Annotated in this window: 27 protein-coding genes and 1 tRNA gene; 12 read left to right on the top strand and 16 right to left on the bottom strand. The window is 69.5% G+C overall.

The window, feature by feature from the left end:
- Nucleotides 1-80 precede the first annotated feature (80 nt).
- Nucleotides 81-761 (bottom strand): TetR/AcrR family transcriptional regulator, encoded by a 681-nt coding sequence (locus tag NBY69_RS26585; protein WP_374211343.1) that lies wholly within the window; start codon nt 759-761, stop codon nt 81-83.
- Between the two features lie 122 nt (nt 762-883).
- On the opposite strand from NBY69_RS26585, the gene NBY69_RS26590 reads away from it, so the two are divergent.
- Both NBY69_RS26590 and NBY69_RS26595 read left to right on the top strand, forming a co-directional pair.
- Nucleotides 884-2482 carry an MFS transporter gene (locus NBY69_RS26590; protein ID WP_250304133.1) on the top strand — a complete coding sequence of 533 codons (1599 nt, stop codon included), beginning with the start codon at nt 884-886 and terminating at the stop codon, nt 2480-2482.
- Nucleotides 2483-2629: 147 nt separating this feature from the next.
- On the top strand, nt 2630-3076 hold the full coding sequence (locus NBY69_RS26595) for a peptidase inhibitor family I36 protein (RefSeq protein ID WP_250304134.1): 447 nt from the start codon (nt 2630-2632) through the stop codon (nt 3074-3076).
- A gap of 83 nt (nt 3077-3159) precedes the next feature.
- On the opposite strand, the gene aceE is transcribed toward NBY69_RS26595, so the two are convergent.
- On the bottom strand, nt 3160-5907 hold the full coding sequence (gene aceE, locus NBY69_RS26600; RefSeq protein WP_250304136.1) for a pyruvate dehydrogenase (acetyl-transferring), homodimeric type: 2748 nt from the start codon (nt 5905-5907) through the stop codon (nt 3160-3162).
- Between the two features lie 464 nt (nt 5908-6371).
- Here aceE and NBY69_RS26605 point away from each other — a divergent pair, with 464 nt between their 5' ends.
- From NBY69_RS26605 to NBY69_RS26630, 6 genes are all read left to right on the top strand, one after another.
- A complete protein-coding gene (locus NBY69_RS26605) occupies nt 6372-6812 on the top strand; it encodes a DUF3052 domain-containing protein (protein ID WP_250304138.1) in 441 nt (146 codons plus the stop codon).
- 136 nt (nt 6813-6948) lie between these two features.
- Complete coding sequence (locus NBY69_RS26610; RefSeq protein WP_250304141.1) at nt 6949-7407, top strand: peroxiredoxin; 459 nt, start codon at nt 6949-6951, stop codon at nt 7405-7407.
- Between the two features lie 125 nt (nt 7408-7532).
- Nucleotides 7533-8108, top strand: coding sequence for a TerD family protein (locus NBY69_RS26615; protein ID WP_250304143.1), 576 nt, complete (start codon nt 7533-7535; stop codon nt 8106-8108).
- Between the two features lie 86 nt (nt 8109-8194).
- Entirely contained in the window at nt 8195-8770 is a 576-nt protein-coding gene (locus NBY69_RS26620; RefSeq protein WP_250304145.1) for a TerD family protein, read from the top strand.
- A gap of 138 nt (nt 8771-8908) precedes the next feature.
- On the top strand, nt 8909-10051 hold the full coding sequence (locus tag NBY69_RS26625; RefSeq protein WP_250304147.1) for a DUF475 domain-containing protein: 1143 nt from the start codon (nt 8909-8911) through the stop codon (nt 10049-10051).
- A gap of 117 nt (nt 10052-10168) precedes the next feature.
- Nucleotides 10169-10906: a Tellurium resistance gene (locus NBY69_RS26630; protein ID WP_250304149.1), complete on the top strand. Its 738-nt coding sequence runs from the start codon at nt 10169-10171 to the stop codon at nt 10904-10906.
- Between the two features lie 46 nt (nt 10907-10952).
- On the opposite strand, the gene NBY69_RS26635 is transcribed toward NBY69_RS26630, so the two are convergent.
- Nucleotides 10953-11747 carry a TerD family protein gene (locus NBY69_RS26635; protein ID WP_250304151.1) on the bottom strand — a complete coding sequence of 265 codons (795 nt, stop codon included), beginning with the start codon at nt 11745-11747 and terminating at the stop codon, nt 10953-10955.
- A gap of 187 nt (nt 11748-11934) precedes the next feature.
- Here NBY69_RS26635 and NBY69_RS26640 point away from each other — a divergent pair, with 187 nt between their 5' ends.
- Genes NBY69_RS26640 through NBY69_RS26650 form a run of 3 tightly spaced genes read left to right on the top strand, consistent with a single transcriptional unit; the run spans nt 11935 to nt 16657 of the window.
- Nucleotides 11935-13098, top strand: a complete 1164-nt coding sequence (locus NBY69_RS26640; RefSeq protein WP_250304153.1) for an HpcH/HpaI aldolase/citrate lyase family protein — start codon at nt 11935-11937, stop codon at nt 13096-13098.
- 8 nt (nt 13099-13106) lie between these two features.
- Nucleotides 13107-15833 carry a phosphoribosyltransferase gene (locus NBY69_RS26645; RefSeq protein WP_250304155.1) on the top strand — a complete coding sequence of 909 codons (2727 nt, stop codon included), beginning with the start codon at nt 13107-13109 and terminating at the stop codon, nt 15831-15833.
- Nucleotides 15830-16657 (top strand): HAD family hydrolase, encoded by an 828-nt coding sequence (locus NBY69_RS26650; protein WP_250304157.1) that lies wholly within the window; start codon nt 15830-15832, stop codon nt 16655-16657. The genes NBY69_RS26645 and NBY69_RS26650 overlap by 4 nt, the downstream gene beginning before the upstream one ends.
- A gap of 60 nt (nt 16658-16717) precedes the next feature.
- Here the strand turns inward: NBY69_RS26650 and NBY69_RS26655 are convergent, their stop codons facing one another.
- The 4 genes from NBY69_RS26655 to NBY69_RS26670 all read right to left on the bottom strand — a co-directional run bounded on the left by NBY69_RS26655 (nt 16718) and on the right by NBY69_RS26670 (nt 20286).
- Complete coding sequence (locus NBY69_RS26655) at nt 16718-16930, bottom strand: zinc ribbon domain-containing protein (RefSeq protein ID WP_250304158.1); 213 nt, start codon at nt 16928-16930, stop codon at nt 16718-16720.
- Between the two features lie 125 nt (nt 16931-17055).
- Nucleotides 17056-17862, bottom strand: a complete 807-nt coding sequence (locus tag NBY69_RS26660) for a VOC family protein (protein WP_250304161.1) — start codon at nt 17860-17862, stop codon at nt 17056-17058.
- 232 nt (nt 17863-18094) lie between these two features.
- Nucleotides 18095-19387: a hypothetical protein gene (locus NBY69_RS26665; protein WP_250304164.1), complete on the bottom strand. Its 1293-nt coding sequence runs from the start codon at nt 19385-19387 to the stop codon at nt 18095-18097.
- Between the two features lie 134 nt (nt 19388-19521).
- Entirely contained in the window at nt 19522-20286 is a 765-nt protein-coding gene (locus NBY69_RS26670; RefSeq protein WP_308409504.1) for a DUF4097 family beta strand repeat-containing protein, read from the bottom strand.
- Nucleotides 20287-20572: 286 nt separating this feature from the next.
- Between NBY69_RS26670 and NBY69_RS26675 the strand changes: the two genes are divergently transcribed.
- Nucleotides 20573-20647: transfer RNA gene (locus NBY69_RS26675), tRNA-Val, on the top strand.
- A 99-nt stretch (nt 20648-20746) separates the two neighbouring features.
- Here the strand turns inward: NBY69_RS26675 and NBY69_RS26680 are convergent.
- The 9 genes from NBY69_RS26680 to NBY69_RS26720 form a co-directional block, all read right to left on the bottom strand.
- Nucleotides 20747-21883 (bottom strand): site-specific integrase, encoded by a 1137-nt coding sequence (locus NBY69_RS26680; RefSeq protein ID WP_250304165.1) that lies wholly within the window; start codon nt 21881-21883, stop codon nt 20747-20749.
- Entirely contained in the window at nt 21883-22095 is a 213-nt protein-coding gene (locus NBY69_RS26685; protein WP_250304167.1) for an excisionase family DNA-binding protein, read from the bottom strand. The genes NBY69_RS26680 and NBY69_RS26685 overlap by 1 nt, the downstream gene beginning before the upstream one ends.
- The gene (repSA, locus tag NBY69_RS26690) at nt 22092-23474 is read right to left on the bottom strand and encodes a replication initiator protein RepSA (protein ID WP_250304168.1); all 1383 of its coding nucleotides are present in this window, start codon (nt 23472-23474) and stop codon (nt 22092-22094) included. The genes NBY69_RS26685 and repSA overlap by 4 nt, the downstream gene beginning before the upstream one ends.
- A complete protein-coding gene (locus NBY69_RS26695; protein WP_250304170.1) occupies nt 23471-23665 on the bottom strand; it encodes a hypothetical protein in 195 nt (64 codons plus the stop codon). Before NBY69_RS26695 ends, repSA begins: the two co-directional genes overlap by 4 nt.
- Before the next feature lie 87 nt (nt 23666-23752).
- Complete coding sequence (locus NBY69_RS26700) at nt 23753-24073, bottom strand: SpdD-like protein (RefSeq protein WP_250304172.1); 321 nt, start codon at nt 24071-24073, stop codon at nt 23753-23755.
- A 23-nt stretch (nt 24074-24096) separates the two neighbouring features.
- Nucleotides 24097-24252 (bottom strand): hypothetical protein, encoded by a 156-nt coding sequence (locus tag NBY69_RS26705; RefSeq protein WP_250304173.1) that lies wholly within the window; start codon nt 24250-24252, stop codon nt 24097-24099.
- 12 nt (nt 24253-24264) lie between these two features.
- Nucleotides 24265-24456, bottom strand: coding sequence for a mobile element transfer protein (locus NBY69_RS26710; RefSeq protein WP_250304175.1), 192 nt, complete (start codon nt 24454-24456; stop codon nt 24265-24267).
- Nucleotides 24457-24477: 21 nt separating this feature from the next.
- The gene (locus NBY69_RS26715; protein WP_250304177.1) at nt 24478-25140 is read right to left on the bottom strand and encodes a DUF2637 domain-containing protein; all 663 of its coding nucleotides are present in this window, start codon (nt 25138-25140) and stop codon (nt 24478-24480) included.
- Nucleotides 25140-25340, bottom strand: coding sequence for a hypothetical protein (locus NBY69_RS26720; RefSeq protein ID WP_250304178.1), 201 nt, complete (start codon nt 25338-25340; stop codon nt 25140-25142). Before NBY69_RS26720 ends, NBY69_RS26715 begins: the two co-directional genes overlap by 1 nt.
- Between the last annotated feature and the right edge of the window lie 51 nt (nt 25341-25391).

Raw genomic sequence — 25391 nt, forward strand, 5'->3', positions numbered from 1 at the left:
GCCACCCTAGGAGACGCGGAGCGGCGCTTGCGAAGTCAGTGACGTACCTCACGTTTCAGAACATGAATGTAGTCGGATGGCTACAGTCCGTGTGCGCCCGTCGCACGCCAGTTCCCTGCGAGCGCCGGGCCGAAGTGGTCGAGGTAGGTCACGGTCAGTTCCCGCATGGCGGCGATGCTGACGTCCTGCCCCTGGCCCCACACCCGGCCGCTCGCCCGCATCACCCCGTCGAACGCGGCGACGGCCACCCGCGGTCGCGGATCGGTGTCCAGGTCGAGTCCTTCGCGGGCCGCGATCAGGTGGACGATCTTGTCCTCCAGCTCGGCGGAGCGGCGCAGATGGATGGCGAGCAGTGCGGGCGACGACTCGATGACCTGGAAGGTGCGCAGGTACAGATCGAGGGGGACGACGTCCTCGATCGTCAGGCCGATGTCGTCCCAGGACGCGAGCACGGCGTTGCGCATCGCCTCGAACGGGCTCTCCTCCGGCGGGCGGGCGTGCAGGGCCGTGAAGTACTGGGACTCCACCAGGTCCTGGACCGCGAAGGCGACCTCCTCCTTGTTGGCGAAGTACCGGAAGAAGGTGCGCTGGGAGACCTGGACGGCCTCGGTGATCTCGTCGACGGTGGTCCGCTCGTACCCCTTCGTCGTGAAGAGTTCCAGCGCGACGCGCAGCAGGGCCTCGCGGGTGCGCTGCTTCTTGCGCTCCCGCAGTCCCCCCGGCGCGTCGGGCGTCGAGGGTGCTGTCTGCTCCACCGTCACTTGCTGGTCCTCTTTCCGTTTTCCGCCGTTTTGCGGGAATAGATTACCTGTGAGCTACCTGACAGTTACCGACGGGCGAAATGGTTGGTCAACTGTCAGCGACTGACATTATTCTGACTTGTATGACTAGTCAGACCACTGTCGACAAGGTGCCGCAGGATATTGCGGCACCGCCGGCCAAGGGGCTCCGCGGCCACCCTTGGCTGACGCTCTTCTCCGTTGCCATCGGCGTGATGATGGTCGCGCTCGACGGAACCATCGTCGCGATCGCCAACCCCGCCATCCAGAAGGACCTCGGGGCCACCTTCTCCCAGGTCCAGTGGATCTCCAACGGCTACTTCCTCGCGCTGGCCGTATCCCTGATCACCGCGGGCAAGCTCGGTGACCGCTTCGGCCACCGGCAGACCTTCCTCATCGGCGTGGTCGGCTTCGCCGCGGCGTCGGGTGCCATCGGCTTCTCCCACAGCGTGGGCCTGGTCGTCACCTTCCGGGTCCTCCAGGGCCTGTTCGGCGCGCTCCTGATGCCGGCCGCCCTCGGGCTGCTGCGCGCCACCTTCCCCGCCGAGAAGCTCAACATGGCCATCGGTATCTGGGGCATGGTCATCGGCGCCTCCACCGCGGGCGGCCCGATCGTCGGCGGCCTGCTCGTCCAGCACGTCAGCTGGCAGTCCGTCTTCTTCATCAACGTGCCGGTCGGTGTGGCCGCGCTCGTCCTGGGTGTGCTGATCCTCAAGGACCACCGCGCGGAGAACGCGCCGAAGTCCTTCGACATCCTCGGCATCCTGCTGCTCTCGGCCGCCATGTTCTGTCTCGTCTGGGCGCTCATCAAGGCCCCGTCCTGGGGCTGGGGCGACACGAAGGTCTGGACGTTCCTGGTCGTCTCGGTGGTCTGCTTCGTCCTCTTCGGTTTCTGGGAGACGAAGGTCAAGGAACCGCTCATCCCGATGGCGCTGTTCCGCTCCGTGCCGCTGTCCGCCGGTGTGGTGCTGATGGTGCTCATGGCCATCGCCTTCATGGGCGGTCTGTTCTTCGTCACGTTCTACCTGCAGAACGTGCACGGCATGAGTCCGGTCGACGCGGGACTCCATCTCCTGCCGCTCACCGGCATGATGATCGTCGGCTCTCCGCTGGCGGGCGCGGTGATCACCAAGCTCGGCCCGCGCATCCCGCTCGCGGGCGGCATGCTGTTGACGGCCGTCGCCATGTACGGCATGTCCACGCTGGAGACCGACACCGCCGGCCTCACCATGTCGATCTGGTTCGCGCTGCTGGGCCTCGGTCTCGCACCGGTCATGGTCGGTGCGACCGAAGTCATCGTCGGCAACGCCCCGATGGAGCTCTCCGGTGTGGCGGGCGGCCTCCAGCAGGCCGGTATGCAGATCGGCGGCAGCCTCGGCACCGCGGTGCTCGGCGCCGTCATGGCCTCGAAGGTCGACAGCGCCCTGCCGGAGAAGTGGGCGGCGGCCAAGCTTCCGCCGTTCGGTCCGGGCCAGCTGGACCAGGCTTCGCAGGCGGTCCAGGTCGGCATGGCTCCGGTGCCGCCCAAGGCACCGGCGGACCTCGCCGCGAAGATCACCACCGTCGCGCACGACACGTTCATGTCCGGCATGGGCCTGGCCTGCCTGGTGGCCGCGGTGGTGGCCGCCGCGGCGATCTTCGTCGCGCTGCTCACCAAGCGTGGCGAGAACGCCGAAACGGGCGCGGGCGCGGCCCACATCTGACGTCAACCTCGCGCCACGACAGCCCCGCCGGATCGTTCCGGCGGGGCTGTCGCCTATCAGGGTGGTGTACGCCCTGGCCCCTTCCGGCGGTACCGGGCCACGGACCAGGCTGCGGTCAACTGATCCGCACGACACGGGGGACGCACCATGAACACGAACAACACCCGGCCCACGAGCAACACCCGGCCCACGAACGCCGCGACGCCCACGAAAGCCACCCGCCGGGCCCTGCTCCGTACGACCGTCACCGCCGGAATCCTGACGGCCGCCGTCCTCGCGCCGCAGACCTCACCGGCCGCCGCGCAGCCCCGGATGGGGGACTGCGCGACCGGCCAGCTCTGCCTCTGGGAGAAGGGCGAATTCAAGGGCAGCCGCCGCACCTACGAACTCTCCGGCCTCGACATCGAGAGCTGCACGGCGCTCCCGAAAGGAACGGCCGTCGGATCCCTCGCCAACCGCACCGGACGCCCCGTCACGACGTACCAGTCGCAGGAGTGCGGGGACACGGGTGAGTTCGAGACGTACCCGGGCGGCGGCACGTGGCTGCCCCGATCCCCGTACCAGGTAAGGGCGTTCAAGATCTGGGAGAACTGACGGCGGACGGAGACCGAAGGCAGAAGGAGGGGGCGGCCGGGACCACGTGGTCCCGGCCGCCCCCTCGCGTACGGTCCGGCCCGTTACGCGTCGCCGCCCGCAGCACCCGGGTCCGCGGACGTCACGTCCAGGAGCTGGTAGCGGTCGATGGCCTGCTTCAGCGCCGAGCGGTCGATCCGGCCCTGCTTGGCCAGTTCGGTGAGGACCGCGACGACGATCGACTGCGCGTCGATGTGGAAGAAGCGCCGTGCCGCGCCCCGCGTGTCGGCGAAGCCGAATCCGTCGGCGCCCAGCGACTGGTACGCACCGGGAACCCAGCGCGCGATCTGGTCCGGCACCGAGCGCATCCAGTCCGACACGGCCACGAACGGGCCCTCCGCGCTGGAGAGTTTCCGTGTGACGTACGGGACGAGCTGCTCCTCCTCGGGGTGGAGCAGATTGTGCCGCTCCACGTCCACGGCCTCGCGGCGCAGCTCGTTCCAGGAGGTCGCGGACCAGACGTCGGCCTTCACGTTCCACTCGTCCGCGAGGATCCGCTGGGCCTCGACCGCCCACGGGACCGCCACCCCGGACGCCATGATCTGCGCCGGGATCTGGCCCTTCTCACCCTGCTTGAAGCGGTGGATGCCCTTGAGGATGCCCTCGACATCGACATCGGCGGGCTCCGCCGGGTGCTGGATCGGCTCGTTGTAGACGGTGAGGTAGTAGAAGACGTCCTCGCCGGGCCTGCCGTCCGCCGTCTCGCCGTACATCCGGCGCAGACCGTCCTGGACGATGTGCGCGATCTCGAAGCCGTACGCCGGGTCGTAGGCCACACAGGCCGGGTTGGTCGAAGCCAGCAACTGCGAGTGTCCGTCGGCGTGCTGGAGACCCTCGCCGGTCAGGGTCGTACGCCCGGCGGTCGCACCCAGTACGAAACCGCGCGCGAGCTGGTCGGCCATCTGCCAGAACTGGTCGCCGGTGCGCTGGAATCCGAACATCGAGTAGAAGACGTACACCGGGATCAGCGGCTCGCCGTGGGTGGCGTACGCCGATCCCGCAGCGATCAGGGACGCGGTGCAGCCCGCCTCGGAGATGCCGTCGTGCAGCATCTGGCCGGTCGGCGACTCCTTGTACGCGAGCAGCAGTTCGCGGTCCACGGACTCGTACTGCTGGCCGAGCGGGTTGTAGATCTTCGCGCTCGGGAAGAACGCGTCCATCCCGAACGTGCGGTACTCGTCGGGGGCGATCAGCACGAAACGCTTGCCGATCTCCTTGTCCCGCATGAGGTCCTTCAGGACCCGGACGAACGCCATGGTGGTGGCGATCGACTGCTGCCCCGAACCCTTCTTCGCGGTCGCGTACGTCTTGTCGGCGGGCAGCGGCAGCGGCTTGGCGCGCACCACCCGGGTCGGCACGTACCCGCCGCAGGACTTGCGGTGGTCGTGCATGTACTGGATCTCTTCGGAGCCCCGGCCGGGGTGGTAGTACGGCGGGTTGCCGTCCTCCAGCTCCTTGTCCGCGATGGGCAGGTGCAGCCGGTCCCGGAAGCGCTTGAGGTCGTCCGCCGTCAGCTTCTTCATCTGGTGGGTCGCGTTGCGGCCCTCGAAGTTCGGCCCCAGCGTCCAGCCCTTGATGGTCTGGGCGAGGATCACCGTCGGCTGGCCCTTGTGCTCCTTGGCCGCCGTGTACGCCGCGAAGACCTTCTTGTGGTCGTGGCCGCCGCGCCCCAGGTGCAGGATCTGCTCGTCGGTCATCCCCTCGACCATCTTGCGCAGCCGCTGGTCGTCACCGAAGAAGTGCTCACGGATGTACGCACCGCTCTCGGTGGCGTACGTCTGGAACTGGCCGTCCGGCGTGGTGTTCATCCGGTTGACGAGGACGCCGTCGCGGTCCTGGGCGAGCAGCGGGTCCCAACTCCGGTCCCAGACCAGCTTGATGACGTTCCAGCCGGCGCCGCGGAACTGCGACTCCAGCTCCTGGATGATCTTGCCGTTGCCGCGCACCGGCCCGTCGAGGCGCTGAAGGTTGCAGTTGACGACGAAGGTCAGGTTGTCCAGGCCCTCACGGGCGGCGATGGAGAGCTGCCCCAGCGACTCCGGCTCGTCCATCTCGCCGTCGCCGAGGTAGGCCCAGACATGCGACTTGGAAGTGTCCGCGATGCCGCGGGCCTCCATGTAGCGGTTCATCCGGGCCTGGTAGATCGCGCCGAGCGGACCGAGGCCCATCGAGACGGTCGGGAACTCCCAGAAGTCCGGCATCAGCCGCGGGTGCGGGTAGCTGGAGAGGCCGTTGGGGGCCTTGGACTTCTCCTGGCGGAATCCGTCGAGCTGCTGCTCGGAGAGCCGGTCGAGCAGGTAGGCACGGGCGTAGATGCCGGGGGAGGCATGTCCCTGGAAGAAGACCTGGTCGCCGCCGAGCCCGTCGTCCTTGCCGCGGAAGAAGTGGTTGAAGCCCACGTCGTACAGCGAGGCGGACGAGGCGAAGGTGGCGATGTGGCCGCCGACCCCGATGCCGGGACGCTGGGCGCGCGAGACCATCACGGCCGCGTTCCAGCGGGTGGCGTTGAGGATCTTGCGCTCGATCTCCTCGTTGCCGGGGAAGAACGGCTCGTCCTTGGTGGCGATCGTGTTGACGTAGTCCGTGCTGCGCATCTCGGGCACGGCGACACGCTTCTCGCGCGCGCGCTCGATCAGACGGAGCATCAGATAACGGGCGCGCTCACGGCCTCGCTCGTCGACGGCGGCGTCGAGGGAGTCGAGCCATTCCTGGGTCTCTTCAGGATCGAAGTCCGGGACCTGGCTCGGAAGGCCGCCAATGATGATCGGGTTGCGATCGGATCCGGAAGCCACACTGTTCCTTCGCTGTTCGGTCGTGCGAGTACGGGTGGTCGTGCGATACGGGTGTACGCCGCCACCATCGTGTACCGCGAAGACGTAAACGTCATCTGTACCGAGGGGTAACCGCCACTCGGTGAGACATCCCGTCCGAAGGCAGCGGATGAGTCCGGCCAAATCGCAATCTTACGCCCGGACCGCTCAAGCATTCCCGAAGTCCGCCGGGTCACGATTGGCCCACTGCGTGTCCCGGATGTCCGCAGGAGATGCCCGCAAAAGCGGATGAAGGGTGTGGGATGAATCACCGCAGGGCCTCCGAACCTGCCTGAGGTCGGGATGAGGTGCCTGGAAACGTCACCGTTTAGGCTGTCTCGGCGGCCGGGTACTTGCGCGATCGGTCCCGCCCGTGTGGACTACCGCCAACGCCCCGCGCCCGCGCGTGGCTGGTGCATTTCCCAAAAACGATCAGGAGGCAAACCGTGAGCGCGACCGCGGACCACGCGGAGGAGCGGACCAATCAGGCAGCACGCCTGGGGTTCGAGCCCGGACAAGTGGTCCAGGAGATCGGCTACGACGACGACGTCGAGCAGGAACTCCGTGAGGGTATTGAGAGCGTCACCGGCCTGGATCTCGTCGACGAGGACTACGACGACGTGGCTGACGCTGTCGTGTTGTGGTTCCGCGACGAGGACGGCGACCTTACGGATGCGCTGGTGGACGCCATCGGTCTGGTCGACGACGGCGGCGCGGTTTGGCTGCTGACCCCCAAGACCGGCCGTGACGGTTACGTCGAGCCGAGCGACATCAACGAGGCATCTCAGACCGCCGGTCTGGCCCAGACCAAGAGCATCAATGCGGGTAAGGACTGGACGGGCAGCCGCCTGGTCACCCCGAAGGTGGCAAGGTCCGGCAAGCGCTGAGTCGCCCTGAACCAGGAGAGCCCCCGCCGGTGCACACCGGCGGGGGCTCTGCGCTGCCCGGGGGGCGTACGCCGCCGCCGGGGCTGCGCCTAGGCTGGGCATCATTCGAATGGCCCCACCGAAGGGATGCGTTTTCATGGCGATCGAGGTCGGCACCAAGGCTCCGGATTTCGAGCTGAAGGACAACCACGGCCGGACGGTTCGGCTCTCGGACTTCCGTGGTGAGAAGAGCGTCGTGCTGCTCTTCTACCCCTTCGCCTTCACCGGCGTGTGCACCGGGGAACTGTGCGCCCTCCGTGACGAGCTGCCGAAGTTCGTCAACGACGACGTGCAGCTGCTCGCGGTCTCCAACGACTCCATCCACACGCTGCGCGTCTTCGCGGAGCAGGAGGGCCTGGAGTACCCGCTCCTGTCGGACTTCTGGCCGCACGGCGCCGCCTCGCGCGCGTACGGCGTCTTCGACGAGGACAAGGGGTGCGCGGTGCGCGGCACCTTCATCATCGACAAGGAGGGCGTCGTCCGCTGGACCGTCGTCAACGGCCTGCCCGACGCTCGTGACCTGAACGAGTACACGAAGGCGCTCGACACCCTCTGAACCGGCCGGTCAAGAGTCTGCCGAGTCCGGGAACCCGTCACTAGGATCGATTCGTTGATCCGATGCCACGTACAAACGGGGGCAAGGGCCACTCCTCGGCCCCTCGAAACCAATTGGGAGGACTCGTGGGAGTCAGCCTCAGCAAGGGCGGCAACGTCTCGCTGACCAAGGCCGCACCCAATCTGACCGCGGTAGTCGTCGGTCTCGGATGGGATGCGCGCACCACCACCGGTGGTGACTTCGACCTCGACGCCAGCGCGCTGCTGACGAACGAGGCCGGAAAGGTCGCCAACGACTCGAACTTCGTCTTCTTCAACAACCTCAAGAGCCCCGACGGCTCGGTGGAGCACACCGGTGACAACCTCACCGGTGAGGGCGAGGGCGACGACGAGGTCATCAAGGTGAACCTCGCCGGGGTTCCCGCCGATGTCGCCAAGATCGTGTTCCCGGTCTCGATCTACGAGGCCGAGAGCCGCCAGCAGAGCTTCGGCCAGGTCCGCAACGCGTACATCCGCGTGGTCAACCAGGCCGACAACTCCGAACTGGCGCGGTACGACCTCAGCGAGGACGCCTCGACCGAGACCGCGATGGTCTTCGGCGAGCTCTACCGCAACGGCGCCGAGTGGAAGTTCCGCGCCATCGGCCAGGGGTACGCCTCGGGACTGCGCGGTATCGCGCAGGACTTCGGCGTCAACGTCTGAGCAGGTAATCGCTCCGTCCGGCGCCGCACACCCGTGCGGCGCCGGACGCGCTGACCACCGTTCACACCTCGGGGAGGACAACGATCATGGGCGTCACGCTCGCCAAGGGGGGCAATGTCTCCCTCTCGAAGGCCGCACCCAACCTCACACAAGTGCTGGTCGGACTCGGCTGGGACGCACGTTCCACCACCGGAGCCGACTTCGACCTCGACGCCAGCGCGCTGCTGTGCCAGTCGGGCCGGGTGCTCGGCGACGAATGGTTCATCTTCTACAACCAGCTGACCAGTCCCGACGGCTCGGTGGAGCACACCGGTGACAACCTCACCGGTGAGGGCGAGGGCGACGACGAGTCGATCATCGTGGACCTCGCCAAGGTGCCGGCGCACTGCGACAAGATCGTGTTCCCGGTGTCGATCCATGACGCGGACAACCGCGGCCAGACGTTCGGGCAGGTCGCGAATGCCTTCATCCGGGTGGTGAACCAGGCGGACGGGCAGGAACTGGCCCGTTACGACCTGAGCGAGGACGCCTCGACCGAGACCGCGATGATCTTCGGCGAGCTCTACCGGTACGGCGGCGAATGGAAGTTCCGGGCCGTGGGGCAGGGGTACGCGTCGGGGCTGCGAGGCATCGCTCTAGACTTCGGGGTCAATGTTTCCTAAAGCATTCTTCCGGTGCGGTTCAAGTCCCGGAGCCGTCCGGGGTTTCGTGCCTGGAGCCCGGTGCCGGGTCCTCGGGGCGAGGAAACGTACATCCGCGCACGGCGCGGGGGAGATCGAACACACGTGATGGGGTAGGTAGTGCTTCTGAAAACCTTCGGGTGGTCATTCGTGATCACCGTGGTCGGTCTGGTCGTGGCGGTGATCTACGACGGATGGACCGCCCTGGGCATCGTGGCGATCCTCTCCATCCTCGAGATCTCGCTGTCCTTCGACAACGCCGTGATCAATGCCGGAATCCTGAAGAAGATGAATGCCTTCTGGCAGAAGATCTTCCTCACGATCGGCGTGATCATCGCCGTCTTCGGGATGCGGCTGATCTTCCCCGTCGTGATCGTCGCCATCAGCGCCAAGATCAATCCGGTCGAAGCGGTGAAACTGGCGTTCAACGAGAAGGAGCACTACCAGCAGCTGGTGACCGACGCGCATCCGTCGATCGCCGCCTTCGGTGGGATGTTCCTGATGATGATCTTCCTCGATTTCATCTTCGAGGACCGGGACATCCAGTGGCTGCGCTGGATCGAGCGCCCGCTCGCCAAGCTCGGCAAGGTCGACATGCTCTCGGTCTGCATCGCGCTCGTCGTGCTGCTGATCTCCTCCTTCACCTTCGCGGCCCACGCCCACCAGCACGGGGGCGCACACGCCGACAAGGCGCAGACGGTTCTCATCGCCGGGATCGCCGGCCTGATCACGTACCTCGTGGTGGGCGGACTCTCCGGGTTCTTCGAGAACCGCCTCGAAGAGGAGGAGGAGCGCGAGCAGGAGGCCGAGGAGGCGGCCAAGAAGTCCGGCTCGAACGTCGCAGCGGTGGTGCTGGCGGGCAAGGCCGCGTTCTTCATGTTCCTCTACCTGGAGGTCCTGGACGCGTCCTTCTCCTTCGACGGGGTCATCGGCGCCTTCGCCATCACCAACGACATCGTCCTGATGGCGCTCGGCCTCGGCATCGGCGCCATGTACGTCAGGTCGCTCACGGTCTACCTGGTCCGCCAGGGCACGCTGGACGACTACGTCTACCTGGAGCACGGCGCGCACTACGCGATCGGCGCGCTCTCGGTGATCCTGCTCATCACCATCCAGTACGAGATCAACGAGGTCATCACCGGCCTCGTCGGTGTCGTCCTGATCGCCTGGTCCTTCTGGTCGTCGGTCCGCCGCAACAAGCGGATCGAGGCCGAGGGCGGAGCGGATCCGAGCGAGAAGACGGAAGCCGTCTCCGGGGTGTGACCCGCACGGGATTGCGGAACGCTCTGTACGGGGCGGTCAGGACGCGCGAGCCTCCTGACCGCCCCGTACGTGTGGGAAGAGCCGGACAAGAGCCAACGAGACAGCTGGGGGTGGGACATGGCCTTCTGGGACAGTCTGCGACGGGAGCGGTCGCCGCACTTCGATTCGGGCAGCGCGGCGTCCAACGCCATCGAGCTGACCAAACGGCACCCGGTGGTCTCCCTCACCAAGCAGGGCGCGACCACCGGAAACCTGCGCGTCAACCTGTCGTGGCGGATGCGTACGTCGGACTTCGGCGGCAAGTCACGGCCGGGCGGTGGCCTGCTGCGCCATCCGTCCAAGCTGTTCCAGCCCGAAGTCGTCCAGGCGCACACGCAGGGCGTCGTCAACGTCGACCTCGACCTCGGGTGTCTCTACGAGCTGGAGGACGGTTCCAAGGGCGTGGTGCAGCCGCTGGGCGGCTTCCTGGGCAGCCTCAACGAATCGCCGTACGTCCAGCTGAGCGGCGACGACCGGTTCGGGTCGCCGTCCGGTGAGACGCTGTTCGTCAACCTCGACCACCGCGACGAGATCAAGCGGCTGCTGGTCTTCGTGTACATCTACGACCAGACGCCCGCCTTCGACCGTACGCACGCCGTCGTGACGCTCTACCCCAGCAACGGCCCGCGCATCGAGATCCAGCTGGAGGAGCGCCACCCGCAGGCCCGCTCCTGCGCGGTCCTCTCCGTCGAGAAGGTCAAGGGCGACATGGTGGTGCGCCGCGAGGTGAAGTTCGTCTACGGCTTCCAGGCCGAGCTGGACCGGCTGTACGGCTGGGGGCTCCAGTGGGGCCGCGGGTACAAGACCAAGATCTGATCCGGCCGGGCTCACCCGGCGGGCTCACCCGGCGGGGGTGAACTCCCTACCGGGTGAGGAACTGCGGCCCCATCGGCGGCAGCCTGAAGTACGGATCTGGGGCGGGCGCGGCTGCCGCAGCGGGCTGCGGGTAGCCGTAAGCGGGCTGCGCGGCGGGCCGGACGGGGGCGGGATGCGGGTAGCCGTACCCGGCCGGCGGTGCCTGCGGCGGTGGCGGAAAGGCAGCGGTCGCTGCGGTCACCGGGGCGGCCGTGTGTTCCGGCTGCGGCCCCGGCCCCGAGGCCGGATCGGCCTCGTCCACCGAGATGCCGAACGCCGTAGCCAGCCCGACCAGGCCGGTCGGGTAGCCCTGCCCCACCGCACGGAACTTCCAGCCGTCGCCGCGGCGGTACAGCTCGCCGCAGATCATCGCCGTCTCCTCGCCCGTCTCCGGCTGGACGTCGAAGACCGCCAGGGCCGGTGTGCCCTCGCCGGCCGGTGCGGCGGCGTCGTACAGCAGGATCCGCAGATCCCGCACGGTCCGGAAGGGCGCGTCGTCGGTGGAAGCGGCCAGCACCACCTGGTCGACCGACGGGTCCAGCGCAGCCAGGTCCGCCTCGACGGTGTCGGTGAGACCCTCGGTGACGCGTTTCTTCGGCAGCCGCCGTACCAGGCCGGACGGGTGGCGCGGCTGGTTGTAGAAGACGAAGTCCTCGTCCGAGCGCACCCGGCCCCCGGTACCGAGGAGCAGGGCCGATGCATCGATGTCGGGGACGTCGGGGCCCGGAGTCCAGCGGAGCACGGCCCGTACCGCCATGGCGTTCAGCGGGACGTTCGAGCCCTTCAGCATCGCGTGCGTCATGCCCGTCATCCTGCCTTCCCCGCCGGGCCGCGGACAACGTGGGGGCACATTGCGGAGAGTTCGGTACATCCCCTCGAAACGGGCGGGTCAGGTGAATTTCATCTCCGTGGGAACTAGCGACGTACGCCCCTACGTACTATTACCGGCCACACCTCATCAGGACGACACAGCAGTACGGGGGGAACCTATGCGTCATTTCGGGCATATTCCGCCCGTTGTCCGGGACCGGCTCTTCCACCGGGAACCGGCCGACTTCACCGCGGCGTCCCCGGCGCCCACGCTCGCCGCCGCCCTCGGGGCCACGCTCTACAGCCCGGCCACCCGGCCCGCACTCGCCGACGACATACGGAAGCAGGCGGCCTGCGGGGTCGTCTCGATGGTCCTCTGCCTGGAGGACTCGATCGACGACGCGGAGGTCGCCGGGGGCGAGGCCAATCTGGTGCGGCAGTTCGCCGACCTGGACGCGGGCGGCGGAGAGACACCGCTGCTCTTCATCCGGATCCGCGAGCCGGAACAGATACCCGACCTGGTCCACCGGCTCGGCCCGACGGCCCGGCTGCTGTCCGGATTCGTACTCCCGAAATTCACCGAGGAGCGCGGCAGCGCCTTCCTGGAGGCGCTCACCGGGGCGGAGCCCGACGGCGGCCGGCCGCTGTTCGCCATGCCGGTACTCGAATCGCCCGAGCTGTTGCACCTGGAGAGCAGGGCCGACAGCCTCGCCGGGATTGCCCGCACCGTCGACAAGTACCGCGACCGGATCCTCGCGCTCCGGCTGGGCGTCACCGATTTCTGCTCGGTGTACGGCCTGCGCAGGACGCCCGACATGACGGCGTACGACGTCCAGATCGTCGCCGGGGTCATCGCCGACGTGGTGAACGTGCTGGGCCGCTCGGACGGCACCGGCTTCACGATCACCGGACCCGTGTGGGAGTACTTCCGGGTCCAGGAGCGGATGTTCAAGCCGCAGCTGCGCCGCAGCCCCTTCATGGAGGGCCGGGCCGACCAGCTCCGTACCACCCTGATCGAGCACGACCTGGACGGACTGCTGCGCGAGATCGAACTCGACCGCGCGAACGGGCTGCTCGGCAAGACCTGCATCCACCCCTCGCACGTGGCGCCGGTGCACGCGCTGTCGGTGGTCAGCCATGAGGAGTTCAGTGACGCCCAGGACATCCTGCGGCCGGACCGGGACGGCGGCGGGGTGCTGCGTTCCGCGTACACGAACAAGATGAACGAGGTGAAGCCGCACCGGGCCTGGGCCGAGCGGACCCTGCTGCGGGCCGAGGCCTTCGGGGTGGCAAGGGAAGACATCGGCTTCGTCGAGCTGCTGACCGCCGGACTCTCCGGCTGATGCGGCCGATGCGACACACGAGAGAGACGTGCAACGTGGTCTGGTCGGGAACATGGGTCGAGAACCGGCTCGGCGTACGGCTCGTCGGGGACGACGACCTGCGGGGTCTGCTGGGCCTCGCGCTGCGACGCAATCCGAAGCGGGCCCATCTGCTGGTCTCGAACGTGCTGGGCAAGCACGTGCCGCAGCGCCCTTCGACGGTCTACGGCCACGGCTACCGGCTCGGTCTGCGGGTGCGGGAACTGCTGGGCGACGAGGCGGCGGGCCGGGCGGTCGTCCTCGGATACGCGGAGACCGCGACGGGCCTCGGCCACTCGGTCGCCGACGGGGTGGCCCTCGCGCCCTACCTGCACTCCACCCGGCGCGCGGTCGCCGGTGTCGCGCCGGCGGGCGGCTTCGAGGAGTCGCACTCGCACGCCACCTCGCATCTGCTGCTGCCCGAGAACCCGGACCTGCTGGCGGGCGACGGCCCGCTCGTCCTCGTCGACGACGAGTTCTCCACCGGCAACACCGTGCTCAACACCGTCCGTGACCTGCACGAACGCTATCCGCGCGAGCGGTACGTCGTGGTTGCGCTGGTCGACATGCGCTCGGCCGCCGACCGGGGACGGCTGGCCGACTTCGCGCGGGAGATCGGCGCGCGGGTCGACCTCGTGACGACGGCCCGTGGCGTCGTGGAGCTGCCGGAGGGCGTACTGGAACTCGGGCAGCGGATCGTGGAGGAGCACGAGACGCGCGAGACGTGTGAGGTGCGTGGGGGGCGTGAGGCGCGCGATACGTGTGAGACGCGTGAGGCGGACGAGATACCTGAGGCGCGGGAGACGCGCGAGGCCGGCCCTGCCGAGCCGGTACGGGTGGACCTCGGCTGGCCCACGGGTGTGCCGGACGGTGGACGGCACGGCTTCACCCCCGGACACCGCGCCGCTCTCGACGCCGCGCTGCCCGGCATGGCGGCCCGTGTCGCGGCCGAGCTGCGGATCACGGGGATCACGGGGATCACGGGGATCACGGGGATCACGGGGATCACGGGGGACACCGGGGACACCGGGGACACAGGAGCACCGAGGGGTACGGGGGACCGCCCGCGCGTTCTCGTCCTCGGCTTCGAGGAGCTGATGTACACGCCGCTCAGGCTGGGCCTCGCCCTGGAGCAGGCCGGGTACGACGTGCGTACCTCGACCACCACCCGCTCGCCCGTCCTCGCGCTGGACGACCCCGGATACGCGATCCGGACCAGGCTGGTCTTCCCCGACCACGACCGGCCCGGCGACGGCCCCGGCGAGCGCTACGCGTACAACGTGGCCGGAGGCGGCTTCGACGCCGTCGTCGCCGTGGTCGACTCCGTGGCCGACACCCCCGAACTGCACGCCCCCGGCGGGCTCCTGGCCCAGCTCGGCGCCCACACGCCCCGGGTCCTGCTGGCCGTGGTGCCCTCGTACGTCCCCGCGCCCGCTCCGGCGGAACAGCATCCGGTACCGCAGGGGCGGTGCCCCCGGCAGGGGGAGCAGCCTCCCGGACCGCAGAAGCAGCCTCCCGGACCGCAGCAACAACAGAAAGCAGCCCCCATGCCCGAGCCGTTGCGCGGCCCCGCCTTCTCCTCGTACGCCCCGGAAGACGTCGGCTGGCTGCTCCAGGACCTCTCCGGCGTCGCGCTGGAGGCGCCCGTCGAGGAGCGCGAGGAGGCGGTGCAGACCGGTGGCGCCCATTACGCCGAGTCGCTGCCCGTCGAGTACCAGCCGAGCGAGCAGTACCAGCAGCTGTTCCGGGCCGCGCTGGAGACCTCGGCGGCGCGGATCGCGCAGGCCGTCGGCACGGTCACCGAGACACTGCTCGCCGAGCACCCCCGGAGCGGGGAGGGGGCGGAGCCCCCGCTCGCGCGCCCGGTGCTGGTCTCGCTCGCCCGCGCCGGTACACCCGTCGGCGTACTGATGCGCCGCTGGGCGCTCCACCGCCACGGCCTGGACCTGCCGCACTACGCGGTGTCCATCGTGCGCGGCCGGGGCATCGACGCCAACGCCCTGCGCTGGCTGGCCGCCCACCACGACCCGGCCGACATCGTCTTCGTGGACGGCTGGACCGGCAAGGGCGCGATCACCCGCGAACTGGCCGAAGCCCTCAAGGAGTTCCCCGGTTTCCGCCCGGAGATCGCGGTCCTCGCCGATCCGGGCGGCTGTGTCCGTACGTACGGCACCCGCGAGGACTTCCTGATCCCCTCCGCCTGCCTCAACTCCACGGTGTCCGGGCTCATTTCGCGCACCGTGCTCCGGGCCGACCTGGTCGGGCCCGAGGATTTCCACGGCGGGAAGTTCTACCGGGAACTGGCCGGATCCGATGTCTCCGCCCACTTCGTCGACACCGTCGCCGCCCGCTTCGACGAGGTGTCCGGAGCGGTGGACACCCAGGTGAAGGAGCTGCTGACGGCGGACCGTGCGCCGACCTGGGAGGGCTGGGCCGCCGTCGAGCGGATCAGTGAGGAGTACGGCATCCGCGACGTCAACCTCGTCAAGCCAGGGGTCGGCGAGACCACCCGCGTCCTGCTGCGCCGTGTCCCCTGGAAGATCCTCGCCAGAAGTGGTGCGGGCGCCGACCTCGACCACGTACGGCTGCTCGCCGAACAGCGCGGCGTCCCGGTCGAGGAGGTCGACGGCCTGCCGTACACCTGCGTCGGTCTGATCCACCCGCGCTTCACCCGTGGCGCGACCGGCGCCGACGGCACCGCGGCGGTGGCCCGATGAGCCGGTCGGCACCCGTCCTCGTCGCCAGCGACCTCGACCGCACCCTCATCTACTCGGCGCCCGCCCTGGACCTGACCGGGCCCGACGCTCAGGCGCCCCGGCTGTTGTGCGTGGAGGTGTACGAGAGCAGGCCGCTCTCGTACATGACGGAGACCGCCGCCGGGCTGCTGCGCGCACTCGCCGCCGACACCGTCTTCGTACCGACGACCACCCGCACCAGGGAGCAGTACCACCGCATCCAACTGCCCTGCGCCACACCGGAGTTCGCGATCTGCGCGAACGGCGGCCGACTGCTCGTCGACGGGGTGTCCGACCCCGACTGGGAGTCCGCGGTGGCCGGACGCCTCGCCGAGGAGTGCGCCCCGCTGGCCGAGGTGCGCGCCCACCTCGTCTCCGCCGCCGACCCCGCCTGGCTGCTCAAGGAGCGCGTCGCCGAGGACCTCTTCGCCTATCTGGTCGTCGAGCGGAGCCTGCTGCCCGAGGGCTGGGCCGGTGAGCTCGCCGACTGGGCCGGGGCGCGCGGCTGGACGGTCTCCCTCCAGGGCCGCAAGCTCTACGTCGTTCCCGAGCCGCTCACCAAGAGCGCGGCCATGCGTGAGGTGGCCCGCCGTACCGGCGCCGAACTCACCCTGACCGCAGGCGATTCGCTCCTGGACGCGGATCTGCTGCTGGCCGGCGACCGGGGCTGGCGTCCGGCGCACGGTGAGCTGGGGGACTCCGGCTGGAGTGCACCGCATGTCACCGTGACCGCCGGGCGTGGGGTCGCCGCGGGCGAGGAGATCCTGCGGGAATTCGGCCGTGCGGCCGACGCGCACCGGGGGTGACGGGCGCCGTCGGGCCCGCCGTTCCTCCCGGTATCGCCGTCCTGCCGGCACCGGTTGTTCCTACCCGCAGCACCCTCCGCCGCAGCAACCGCCTCCGCCGCCTCCGGACGGTGCGGCGGCCGTCGACGATCCGCCGACAGCCACCGCGGACAGCAGCTTCACCGTGTCCTCGTGGCCGTCGGGGCAGGCGGCGGGCGCCGAGGACTCCGCCATCGGGCGGCTGATCTCGAAGGTGTCGCCGCACGTGCGGCAGCGGTACTCGTAACGGGGCATGGCGCCAAGGTTAGAGGGGGACCGCCCCTCGGCGCACCACCCCCGTCCCACCCCGTACCACTCCGCCCCGCAGGACCGGACAGAGCCGGGTCCTGCGGGGCGGAGTGACGTGCCCGGGTGGGGGATCAGGTGGCTTCGGGTCCGGCCGTCCTGATGACCGCGAAGGTGCCGCCCTGCGGGTCCTGGACGACGGCCATCCGGCCCGCCATCATGTCGAACGGCGGCTTGAGGACATTGCCCCCGGCCCGGACCAGTGCGTCGACCGTGCTGTCGGTGTCGTCGACAGCGAAGTACGTCAGCCAGTGCGAGGGCGTTCCCGGCGGCAGGTCGTCGATGTTGGACAGGCCCTGCAGGCCGCCGACCGCGCGGCCCTCCACCGACAGCGAGAAGTAGCCCTCCCCGCCCTCCATGGGCGCGACGGTGATACCCAGCGCCTTGGAGTAGAAGGCCGAGGCGGCGGCGGGGTCACTGGTGTCGACCTCGTTCCAGATGACCGCCCCGGGCTCGTTGACGATCCCCGCACCGGGGAAGTCGCGAGCCTGCCAGAGGCCGAAGGCGGCGCCCGTGGGGTCGGTCACCACGGCCATCCGGCCGAGCGTGAGCACGTCCATGCCGGGCATCACGACCTGGCCGCCGTTGCCGGTGACCGCCTTCTCGGTGGCGTCCACGTCGGCGGTGGCCAGGTAGGTGGTCCACACGGTCGGCGGCGTCGGGTCGGGCCGGCTGCCGTCCGGGTTGAGCGCGGCCATGATCCCGGCCACCGGCTTGCCGTTCAGGGTGCAGAGCGCGTAACCCCCGGTGTCGGGTAGTCCGACTTCTCCCTGCCAGCCGAAGAGGTCGCGGTAGAAGTCGAGAGCGGCCTGCTGGTCGGCGACCAGGAGATCGACCCAGCACGGGGTACCAGTTGCGTAGGGGCCGGTGACGTCGGGCATGAGGAGCCTCCAAAGACTGAAGCGGGGCTGTCCCGAAGACTGATGCGGGGCTGTCCCGGAGTGGCGTACCCATCTCTGAGCAGCCCTTTGTTCTCTGCCGGTACACGGTCCACATCAGTCTTCCACCGGCTCACGGCACGTGCATCTTCGCGGGCGACGGCTCGGGTGTGCTCGTTCCCCGGGAGCGAGCGGCCCGCTCGGTACGGCCCGCTGCCTACCTCGGGGGAGGCCGTCAGTGCCCGGAGCCGCGCTCCTCGCGGATCTGCTCGACCACCCGGGTGGCGGTCTTCCGTACGTCCTCGGTCTCGGTGAGGAAGTGCCAGTAGTCGGGGTGCCGCCCCTCCAGTCCGGCGACCGCCTTGTCCAGCCGCTCCACCGCGAGGTCCAGCGGACGGGCGTGCCGCGGCTCGGGGGTGCTGCGGCCGGCCATCGCCAGCCGCTGGGCGTCCCGGATCGCGAACCGGGTCCGCTCGATCTCCTGCTGGGGATCCCTGGCCACGGCATTCAGCCGTTCCAGCCGCGCACCGGCCGCGGACACGGCCTCGTCGGTGCTGTTCAGCAGCGCCCGTACCGTACCGAGCAGGGACGTCGCGTCGGGCCAGCGCTGCTCGGCGCGGGCCTTGGCCGCGTCCTTCAGCTTCTCCTCGGCCTGCCGCACGGACGCCGCGGCCTGCTCGGGCACCTGCTGGAGGTCCTGCCAGCACGGCGCGGTGAAACGCCGCCGCAACTCGCTGAGGACCGGGGCGACCGTGCCCGCCCGGGTGGTGAGCGCCTGCGCGCGGGTGCGCAGCGAGACCAGCCGCCGGTCGATCTCGGCGGCCCGCTCGGGCAGTTGGGCGGCCTCCGCCCGTACCGCTTCCGCGTCGCGCAGCACCTGGTCGGCGCGTTGCAGTGTCGCCGTCACGCCGTGCTGGCCGGCGCCCTGGTTGAGCCTGGTCAGCTCCGGCCCGAGCGCCGCGAGCCGGGCGGCCAGGTCGTCGGCCTTGAGTCCGGCGCCGCGTACCGCGTCCAGCGCGTTGCTCGCGGACAGCAGTGCCTGGCGGGCCCGCTCCACGGCGGGCGCCAGCCGGGCGAGTTCGGTCTCGGCCTTGCCGAGCAGCGGTTCCAGCCCCTGCGCGAACCGGTCGAGCTCTCCCTTCACCCGGAGGAGATCGTCCTTGGCCCGGGTCAGCTCCGTACGCGCCTGGGAAGCCGCGGACGCCTCCAGGCCGTCGCGGTCCAGGTCGTGGGCGTCGACCGCGGTGATGTACGAGGTGCTGACCTCGTCGATGCGCTGCCCCAGCGAGGCGAAATCAGCCAGGGCCTTGCGCGCCGCGGGTGAATTGTCCACCGCGGAGATCGTCTCGATCGAGATCCGCAGATCGCGCTGCGCGGTGTCCAGGTCGTAGAAGGCCGCAGCCGCGGCGTCCTTCGCGGCCTGCGCCTCCGCCCGCTGGCTCTCACCGCGCCCGCCGAACCAGCGCCGCGTACCCCCACCGGCGAACGCCCCGGCCAGTGAGGCCAGCAGCGGCACCGGAAGGACCATGAGCGTCAGGACATCCCGGACGGCACTCGCTCGCGCATACGGCTGTCCACGTCTTGCCGTCACATCCCGCTCCCGTGCTGGTCCGCCCTGCCCCGGCCATTCTCCCACCAGGTAGGGACGAACACACAGGCCGGTCAGTTCGCGCTTCGCACCGTGACTTCCCCGTTGCTGCTGTGTGCACGCACGGTGTGGCCGCTGGCGTCGTTCTTGGGCACGCTGACCCTGACCCGTCCGTTGTGGCTCCTGGCGTCGACCTTGTAGGAGACCCCCGGCTTCTTCGGCAGCGTGATCCTGATCGACCCGTTGTCGCTGCCGCTGTCCACCCGGTCGGGCACCGCGGCGAGCGAGAGGCGGACCTGCCCGTTGCTGGAGTCCGCCGAGATGCTCCTGGACGAGAGGGCATCGCCGTTGATCTGCCCGTTGTCGCTGTGCAGATCCAGCGCCCCGCTGGAATCCTTGACGGTGACCTTGCCGTTGTCGGAACGGAGCTTCAGCGCCGTGTCGAACCCGGAGGCGGTCACGCTCCCGTTGTCGTCCTGCACGGTCACCGCGACGCCGCGCGGCACCTTGATCTGATGGCGCGCCTCACAGTTGTTGACCAGCCCACTGCATTTCAGCTTCAGGGTGAGCCGGTCGTTCTTCATCGACCAGGAGGCGTTCGGCCCGCTCCCGACGAGAACCCACCCGTCCACGCGCCGGCTGACCTCGACCTTCTTCACATCGGCGGGCACCAGCTCGATGGTCGAGTTGTCGGATTCGATGGTCAGCGTCTTCCCGCTGAGGGGAAACGACTTGTGCTCGACCGGCGCACTCGACGCATCCGCACCGCACCCGGTGAGCGCGACAGAGACGAGAACAGCTCCGCCGGCGGCGAAGAGCGTACGGGTTCGGAGTGCCACGGTGATCAATCCCCCAGGTCGGTGCGGCAGAGTTCCCCTACGGTACGAACCTGGACCACCGGAGGACGATCCGGCCGCCCACCGGATCGAGGGTGGGGTTAGCCCCCGGTCGGACGGGTTCCGGTCCGCTTCCGTCCGCTTCCGTCCGAGGGGCCCGGCCGGCTTCCGGTCCGCGGACTCCGGCGGCTCCTCGCGTCGGCGGGAGCGTCCGTACGAGGTCTCACGCCGGGATCCAACGGGTTTGTGAACAGGGGCCCCGGGCCATGTACCCTGTTGCTTCATCCACGGGTGCGTAGCTCAGGGGTAGAGCGCTGCTCTTACAAAGCAGATGTCGGCAGTTCGAAACTGCCCGCGCCCACCAGTAAGTAGCACGACAAAGGCCCAGGTCACCGGTATTGAACCGGGAGCCTGGGCCTGTTCGTTCCTCCGTGAATCCGGCGGGGGAGTGGCGTCGTGCCAGTCACGTGCCAGATGCGTCGTCGGGCTCTGCGGGCCGGACCTTTCTGATCTGCTCGTCGACGTGAGCGGCGATCGCGTGGTCACGGCCGTTCACCAGGTGCTGGTAGATCAGCGCGGCACGCACCGACGAGTGGCCCATCCGCTGCATCAGCTCACGCGTGGTCGCACCGCCGGTCGCGGCGAGAGTGTTCCCCGTGTGGCGCAGATCGTGGAAGTGAACGTCGCCCAGGCCGGTCGTCCTGAGGGCCCGCAACCACAGGCGACGGAAGTTGTTCCGTCGAAGCTGCCCGCCTCGTGCTCCCGTGAAGACCAGCCCGGTGCGACCCGGCTCGGCGTAGGCATCGAGGTGAGCTGCCAGGCTCTCCGTCAGCGAGTCGGGGAAGGCGACGGTTCGCACACCGGCCGCGCTCTTGGGCGCCTTGACCAGGATGCCGTCCGAGCGGGTCTCCGCCAGGGCGCGCCGTACGGCGACGGTTCGCCGTTCGAGGTCGATGTCATGGCGCTGGAGCGCGGCGAGCTCCCCGAAGCGGAGGCCGGTGAAGGCCGCCAGGAGGATGAACACCCGGAAGCGCGCCGGCACGGCGTCGGCGAGCTGGAAGACCTCCGTGACATCGAGGAATGGCCGTTCGGCTGTCTTCGCCGCCCCGGCGCCCTTGATGCGGCAGGGGTTGCGCTGGATCAACTCGTCGTCGACCGCGGTGTTCATGATGGCGCGGAGGATCTGGTACGCCTTGGCCACCGTCGGTTCACCAACACCGGACTCCAGGAGGCCGGCACGCCAGCGGCGGATCTGCGGTGTGGTGATCTCGCTCAGGACCACGTTCGCGAAGGTAGGCAGGACGTGGAGACGCAGCGCGCTGCCGTTGCGTTCGCGGGTGGTCGCCGCGTAGTCGCGCTCCTTGAACCAGGCGTCGGCGTAGACCCCGAAGAGGACCTTGTCGTCCGGGTTCTTCCACCGGCCATCGAGGATCTCCGCTTCCTTGCGGACGAGCCACCGATCAGCGTCGGTCTGAGTGGGGAAGGTCTCCGGAGCCGAACGCAGCAGACCATCCGGGCCAGGATACCGGGCTTGAAAGCGGCCGGACGGCAGCTTTCGGACCGAGCCGAACCGGCGTCGTTTGCCCCTCTGGTTCGCCATCAGGCCACCGCCCCGAAGCGCCGCAGACTCGTGACGATCGGCTGGACGGTGTGGGCCGTTATGAAGTCGGCCAAGGCGTTCTCAGGGATGCGGACGTGCCTCCCCACCTTCACGAACACGATCCGCCGTTCGGCGATCAGGCGCCGAGGGAAGCGCGCGGTTGTACCGAGGAGTTGAGCGGCCTCCTCTACCGTGAGCAGTCGGTCAGTCATGCGGCCATGTCTCCTTCCAGGGCGAGGGCTTCGCGGGCGGTTTCTCGGTTGTGTTGCAGGGCTCTGGCGATCGAGGCGGCGAGGATTGATTCGCCGGGGCTGTGGCCTTGTCCGGCGTACTGCCAGTCGGTGAGGACGAGGACGGTCGGGTCCTGGGCCGGGTCGAGGAGGCCGAGTTCTTCGCGCTGCTGGGCGGCGCGGTAGTCGGCGCGGACCTGACGGAGTGCGCCGAGGGTGGTCGAGTAGCGGCGCGACTTGGAGGAGAAGTGGCCGCGGAAGCCGAGCATGTGTGCCCAGGCCCTCAGCCGCCGGTCCGGGTAGAGCGGATCGAGATCGAAGCAGGCTTCGATGAGTCGGCGCGGGTGGTCGGGTACATCGAGGAGGGCCAGGGCTTCGCGGTTGCCGATGCGACGGTCGACGGTGCCGGTTGTCTCGGCGGCCTTGGTCGCGTACTTGGCGACGTAGGAGGCGACAGCCTGTTCGGTGATGTCGGTCCCGACGTCGAAGGCGCGGATGGGGCGGATGTCGAGCTGGGTGCCCCAGCGCAGTGGGCGGGCGGGTTGGCCGGCGGCGGCTGGGACGGTGATGGTCGTGTAGCCGTGCGCGGCGGCGGCGCGGATGGAGTCGCTGAGCAGCTGCACGGAAGCCCAGGAGGGTGGCGGGCTGTCGGGTCCGTCCGGGCCGTCGAGGCGAATGACGGCGTGGAAGTGGACGGCACCGCGCTTTTGGAACTCGGCGACCTTGCCGTACGAGACCCGTACCGCTTCTTTGAGTTCGCGTTGAGTGAGGCCGGCGCGGGCGGCTATCTCGCGGCGGAGGCGGTTGGCGAAGCGTTGCCAGAGGTCCCCGGCGTGGTTGTTGAAGAGGACCGCGCCCGTGTAGTCGTACGTGTCGGGGTTGAGCGGGGTGCCGAGGACATGGTCATCCGGCCTGTGGGTGGTGCCGCAGCGGCAGCGGCTGGAGTCGGGGCGGTTGTGGACCGGGCCGAAGGACGGGGCGGTGAGCGTGGCGAAGACGCGGGGATGGTCGCGGACGGTGGCGGGGACGTCCTTGTCCTGGTCGCCCGCGAGTCCGGCGCGGATCAGGTGGTAGGTGTCGGCGGAGTAGGTCCAGGCGCAGGCCGCGCAGCGTGAGGCGCGGCGGTTGCCGCAGGCGACGCGGAGTCGTCCTCCGGGCTCGGCGCTGGTGGAGTAGCGGTGCAGGGTCTGGCCGGTGGTCCTGTCCTTGGTGAGGGTCCAGCCGGAGAGGTGGATGGGGTTGGAGCAGCCGCCGGTGCGGCGGATCTGGTCCTGCCAGCGGTCGAAGCCGGTGGACCCGGCCACCCGCAGCAGATCGCCGAGGGTGGCCGGGTCCAGGCTCGCGAGGATCGAGTCCGTCACGCGTGCTCCCGCTGGACGATCGGGGCGGGAGTCGCGGTGCGGGTCGAGCCGGTGCCGCGGCAGAGGTGGCAGGCGACCAGGAGGGTGCCGCGGGTGCCGTTGTCGAGGAGCGTCCCGGTGCCGATGGCGACGACGGGGAAGCCGTTGCAGTCCGGGCAGAGACGCGGCGGGGCAGGGCTGTGCTGGGCCATGATGGCGGTCCTTTCGACTGCGGTTGGAAGGGGCCGGGCTGTCCGGGCGACGGCGATGCTTGGCGGCTTGTGCGGTCCGGGGGACGGTCAGCGGCGCTGGTCTGCGGAAGTGATGAGCGAGCGGATGACCAGGGCGCAGATGGCGACGGATGCGCCGGTGACGGCGACCGCGAGGAGCATCGAGACCAGGACCGCGCCGACGACCAGGACGACGGCCGTCCCACCTCCCACGAGTGCGACGACGGCGCCGGGCGTGAGCTGGACGGTGGGCCTGGCCGCAGCGGTCGGGACAGCCAGTGGGGCAGGGCTCGGCTGGATGTGCTGGACCACGGCGGTCGGCTCGACGCCGGTCGGTCGGGTGATGAGGCCGGCGGGCTGGGGCATGGTCGGAACCTTGGGCTTGAGCACGATGGATCTCCCTTCGCGGGTGGCTACTTGACGGCGGTGTCGATGACGGGAGCAAGGAGGCTGTCGGCGAGGAGGTAGCCGCCGAGCAGGAGGACGGCGACGAGCCACATGGGCGGGCGGATGAGCTTGATGCCGAGCCAGCCGACGATGATCAGGGCGAACCAGAGCGGGACATCCACGGGGCCGTTCTCCTATCGGGCGGTGCAGCGGTGGGTGCGGGCAGCGAGCTGGGCGGCGGTCTGGCTGGAGTAGTCGGCGGACCAGCCGCAGCGGTCAGCGGTGCAGACGGCGGCGTGCTTGGTCTGGCCGCGGTGGTCGCGGTGGGTGCCGATCTGCACGGGGCCGATCCGCATCACGGAGTGGAAGTGGTCACGAGCGGGCATGGCGGTGGTTCTCCCGTCTGGTCAGGCGAGTTGGGCGGCGATGGTCTCGGCGAGCTGTGGCGGGACGCCCAGCCGGGCGCGCAGGGTGTCGGTGTCGATCGGGGCGCCGGTGCGGGCGTGGTGGTCGGCGGCGAGCTTGCGGGCGTGGTCGACCAGCGCAGCCGGGACCGACGGGCCGGCGGGGGCGAGGGCCGGGGTGTTCTCGGCAGCTGCGGTGATCGGCTCGGGCTCGGGTGCCGGATCGGGGGCGGGTTCCCGCTCGACTTCTGTCGCGGGATGCGGGACTGCGGGTGCCGGCGGAACGGGCTCCGGCTCCTCGGCGGAGTGCGAGTGGGCGAGGAGGGTGCCGCCGAGGAAGGCGAGGGCGGGCCATCCCGCGATGCCGAATCGCAGCCAGGCCGGCGGGTGGGTGAGGTCGAGGAATCCGGCGGTCGCGACGTTGGCACCCAGCGAGGCGAACAGCGCGATCAGGAACCAGCACCAGGCCAGCCGAGATGGACCCTCGCTGCGCAGGCGCCGCCAGGCAGCGACCAGGAGCAGGTCCACCGAGATCGGGTAGGCCCAGGCCTTCCAGCCGTCCTGCCCAGCGGCGTTGGCGAGGTCGTGGAGGTGGGCGAAGGACAGGGCACCGGCGATGACGGCCTGGACCAGGACGGCGTCCACGCGGAACGCGGGGCGGGCCATCAGACGCCCCCGGGGTGGTCGGTCCCGCCGATGGGGTCGTAGCCGGGCGGGAACATCCCCGGCGGCTCAGGAAGTGACACGGCCAGGGACGGACCAATGGAGTCGATGAACGTGTCGTCGGCGCCCGGCATTTCGGCGTAAAGGGCCAGAGCGCCGAGCATCAGGACGGTGCGGTGGAAGTCCTCGATGTGCTCACACATGGGAGTCGGTCTCCCTTTCTTCAGGCATGGAGCGGGTAGGGACCTGGCGCG

The sequence above is a fragment of the Streptomyces sp. A 4/2 genome (assembly GCF_940670765.1).
Classification (GTDB): domain Bacteria; phylum Actinomycetota; class Actinomycetes; order Streptomycetales; family Streptomycetaceae; genus Streptomyces.

Excerpts from the sequence above, each read along its gene's own strand:
- NBY69_RS26635 (WP_250304151.1), bottom strand. The coding sequence starts at position 11,747 with ATGACGCACGCGATGCTGAAGGGCTCGAACGTCCCGCTGAACGCCATG.
- NBY69_RS26715 (WP_250304177.1), bottom strand. The coding sequence starts at position 25,140 with ATGGCCCGCCCCGCGTTCCGCGTGGACGCCGTCCTGGTCCAGGCCGTC.
- NBY69_RS26620 (WP_250304145.1), top strand. The coding sequence starts at position 8,195 with ATGGGCGTCACGCTCGCCAAGGGGGGCAATGTCTCCCTCTCGAAGGCC.
- NBY69_RS26665 (WP_250304164.1), bottom strand. The coding sequence starts at position 19,387 with ATGGTCCTTCCGGTGCCGCTGCTGGCCTCACTGGCCGGGGCGTTCGCC.
- NBY69_RS26630 (WP_250304149.1), top strand. The coding sequence starts at position 10,169 with ATGGCCTTCTGGGACAGTCTGCGACGGGAGCGGTCGCCGCACTTCGAT.
- NBY69_RS26685 (WP_250304167.1), bottom strand. The coding sequence starts at position 22,095 with ATGACTGACCGACTGCTCACGGTAGAGGAGGCCGCTCAACTCCTCGGT.
- NBY69_RS26595 (WP_250304134.1), top strand. The coding sequence starts at position 2,630 with ATGAACACGAACAACACCCGGCCCACGAGCAACACCCGGCCCACGAAC.
- NBY69_RS26610 (WP_250304141.1), top strand. The coding sequence starts at position 6,949 with ATGGCGATCGAGGTCGGCACCAAGGCTCCGGATTTCGAGCTGAAGGAC.
- NBY69_RS26660 (WP_250304161.1), bottom strand. The coding sequence starts at position 17,862 with ATGCCCGACGTCACCGGCCCCTACGCAACTGGTACCCCGTGCTGGGTC.
- NBY69_RS26645 (WP_250304155.1), top strand. The coding sequence starts at position 13,107 with ATGCGACACACGAGAGAGACGTGCAACGTGGTCTGGTCGGGAACATGG.
- NBY69_RS26695 (WP_250304170.1), bottom strand. The coding sequence starts at position 23,665 with ATGGCCCAGCACAGCCCTGCCCCGCCGCGTCTCTGCCCGGACTGCAAC.
- NBY69_RS26720 (WP_250304178.1), bottom strand. The coding sequence starts at position 25,340 with ATGTGTGAGCACATCGAGGACTTCCACCGCACCGTCCTGATGCTCGGC.
- NBY69_RS26640 (WP_250304153.1), top strand. The coding sequence starts at position 11,935 with ATGCGTCATTTCGGGCATATTCCGCCCGTTGTCCGGGACCGGCTCTTC.
- NBY69_RS26655 (WP_250304158.1), bottom strand. The coding sequence starts at position 16,930 with ATGCCCCGTTACGAGTACCGCTGCCGCACGTGCGGCGACACCTTCGAG.
- NBY69_RS26680 (WP_250304165.1), bottom strand. The coding sequence starts at position 21,883 with ATGGCGAACCAGAGGGGCAAACGACGCCGGTTCGGCTCGGTCCGAAAG.
- NBY69_RS26710 (WP_250304175.1), bottom strand. The coding sequence starts at position 24,456 with ATGCCCGCTCGTGACCACTTCCACTCCGTGATGCGGATCGGCCCCGTG.
- NBY69_RS26650 (WP_250304157.1), top strand. The coding sequence starts at position 15,830 with ATGAGCCGGTCGGCACCCGTCCTCGTCGCCAGCGACCTCGACCGCACC.
- NBY69_RS26590 (WP_250304133.1), top strand. The coding sequence starts at position 884 with ATGACTAGTCAGACCACTGTCGACAAGGTGCCGCAGGATATTGCGGCA.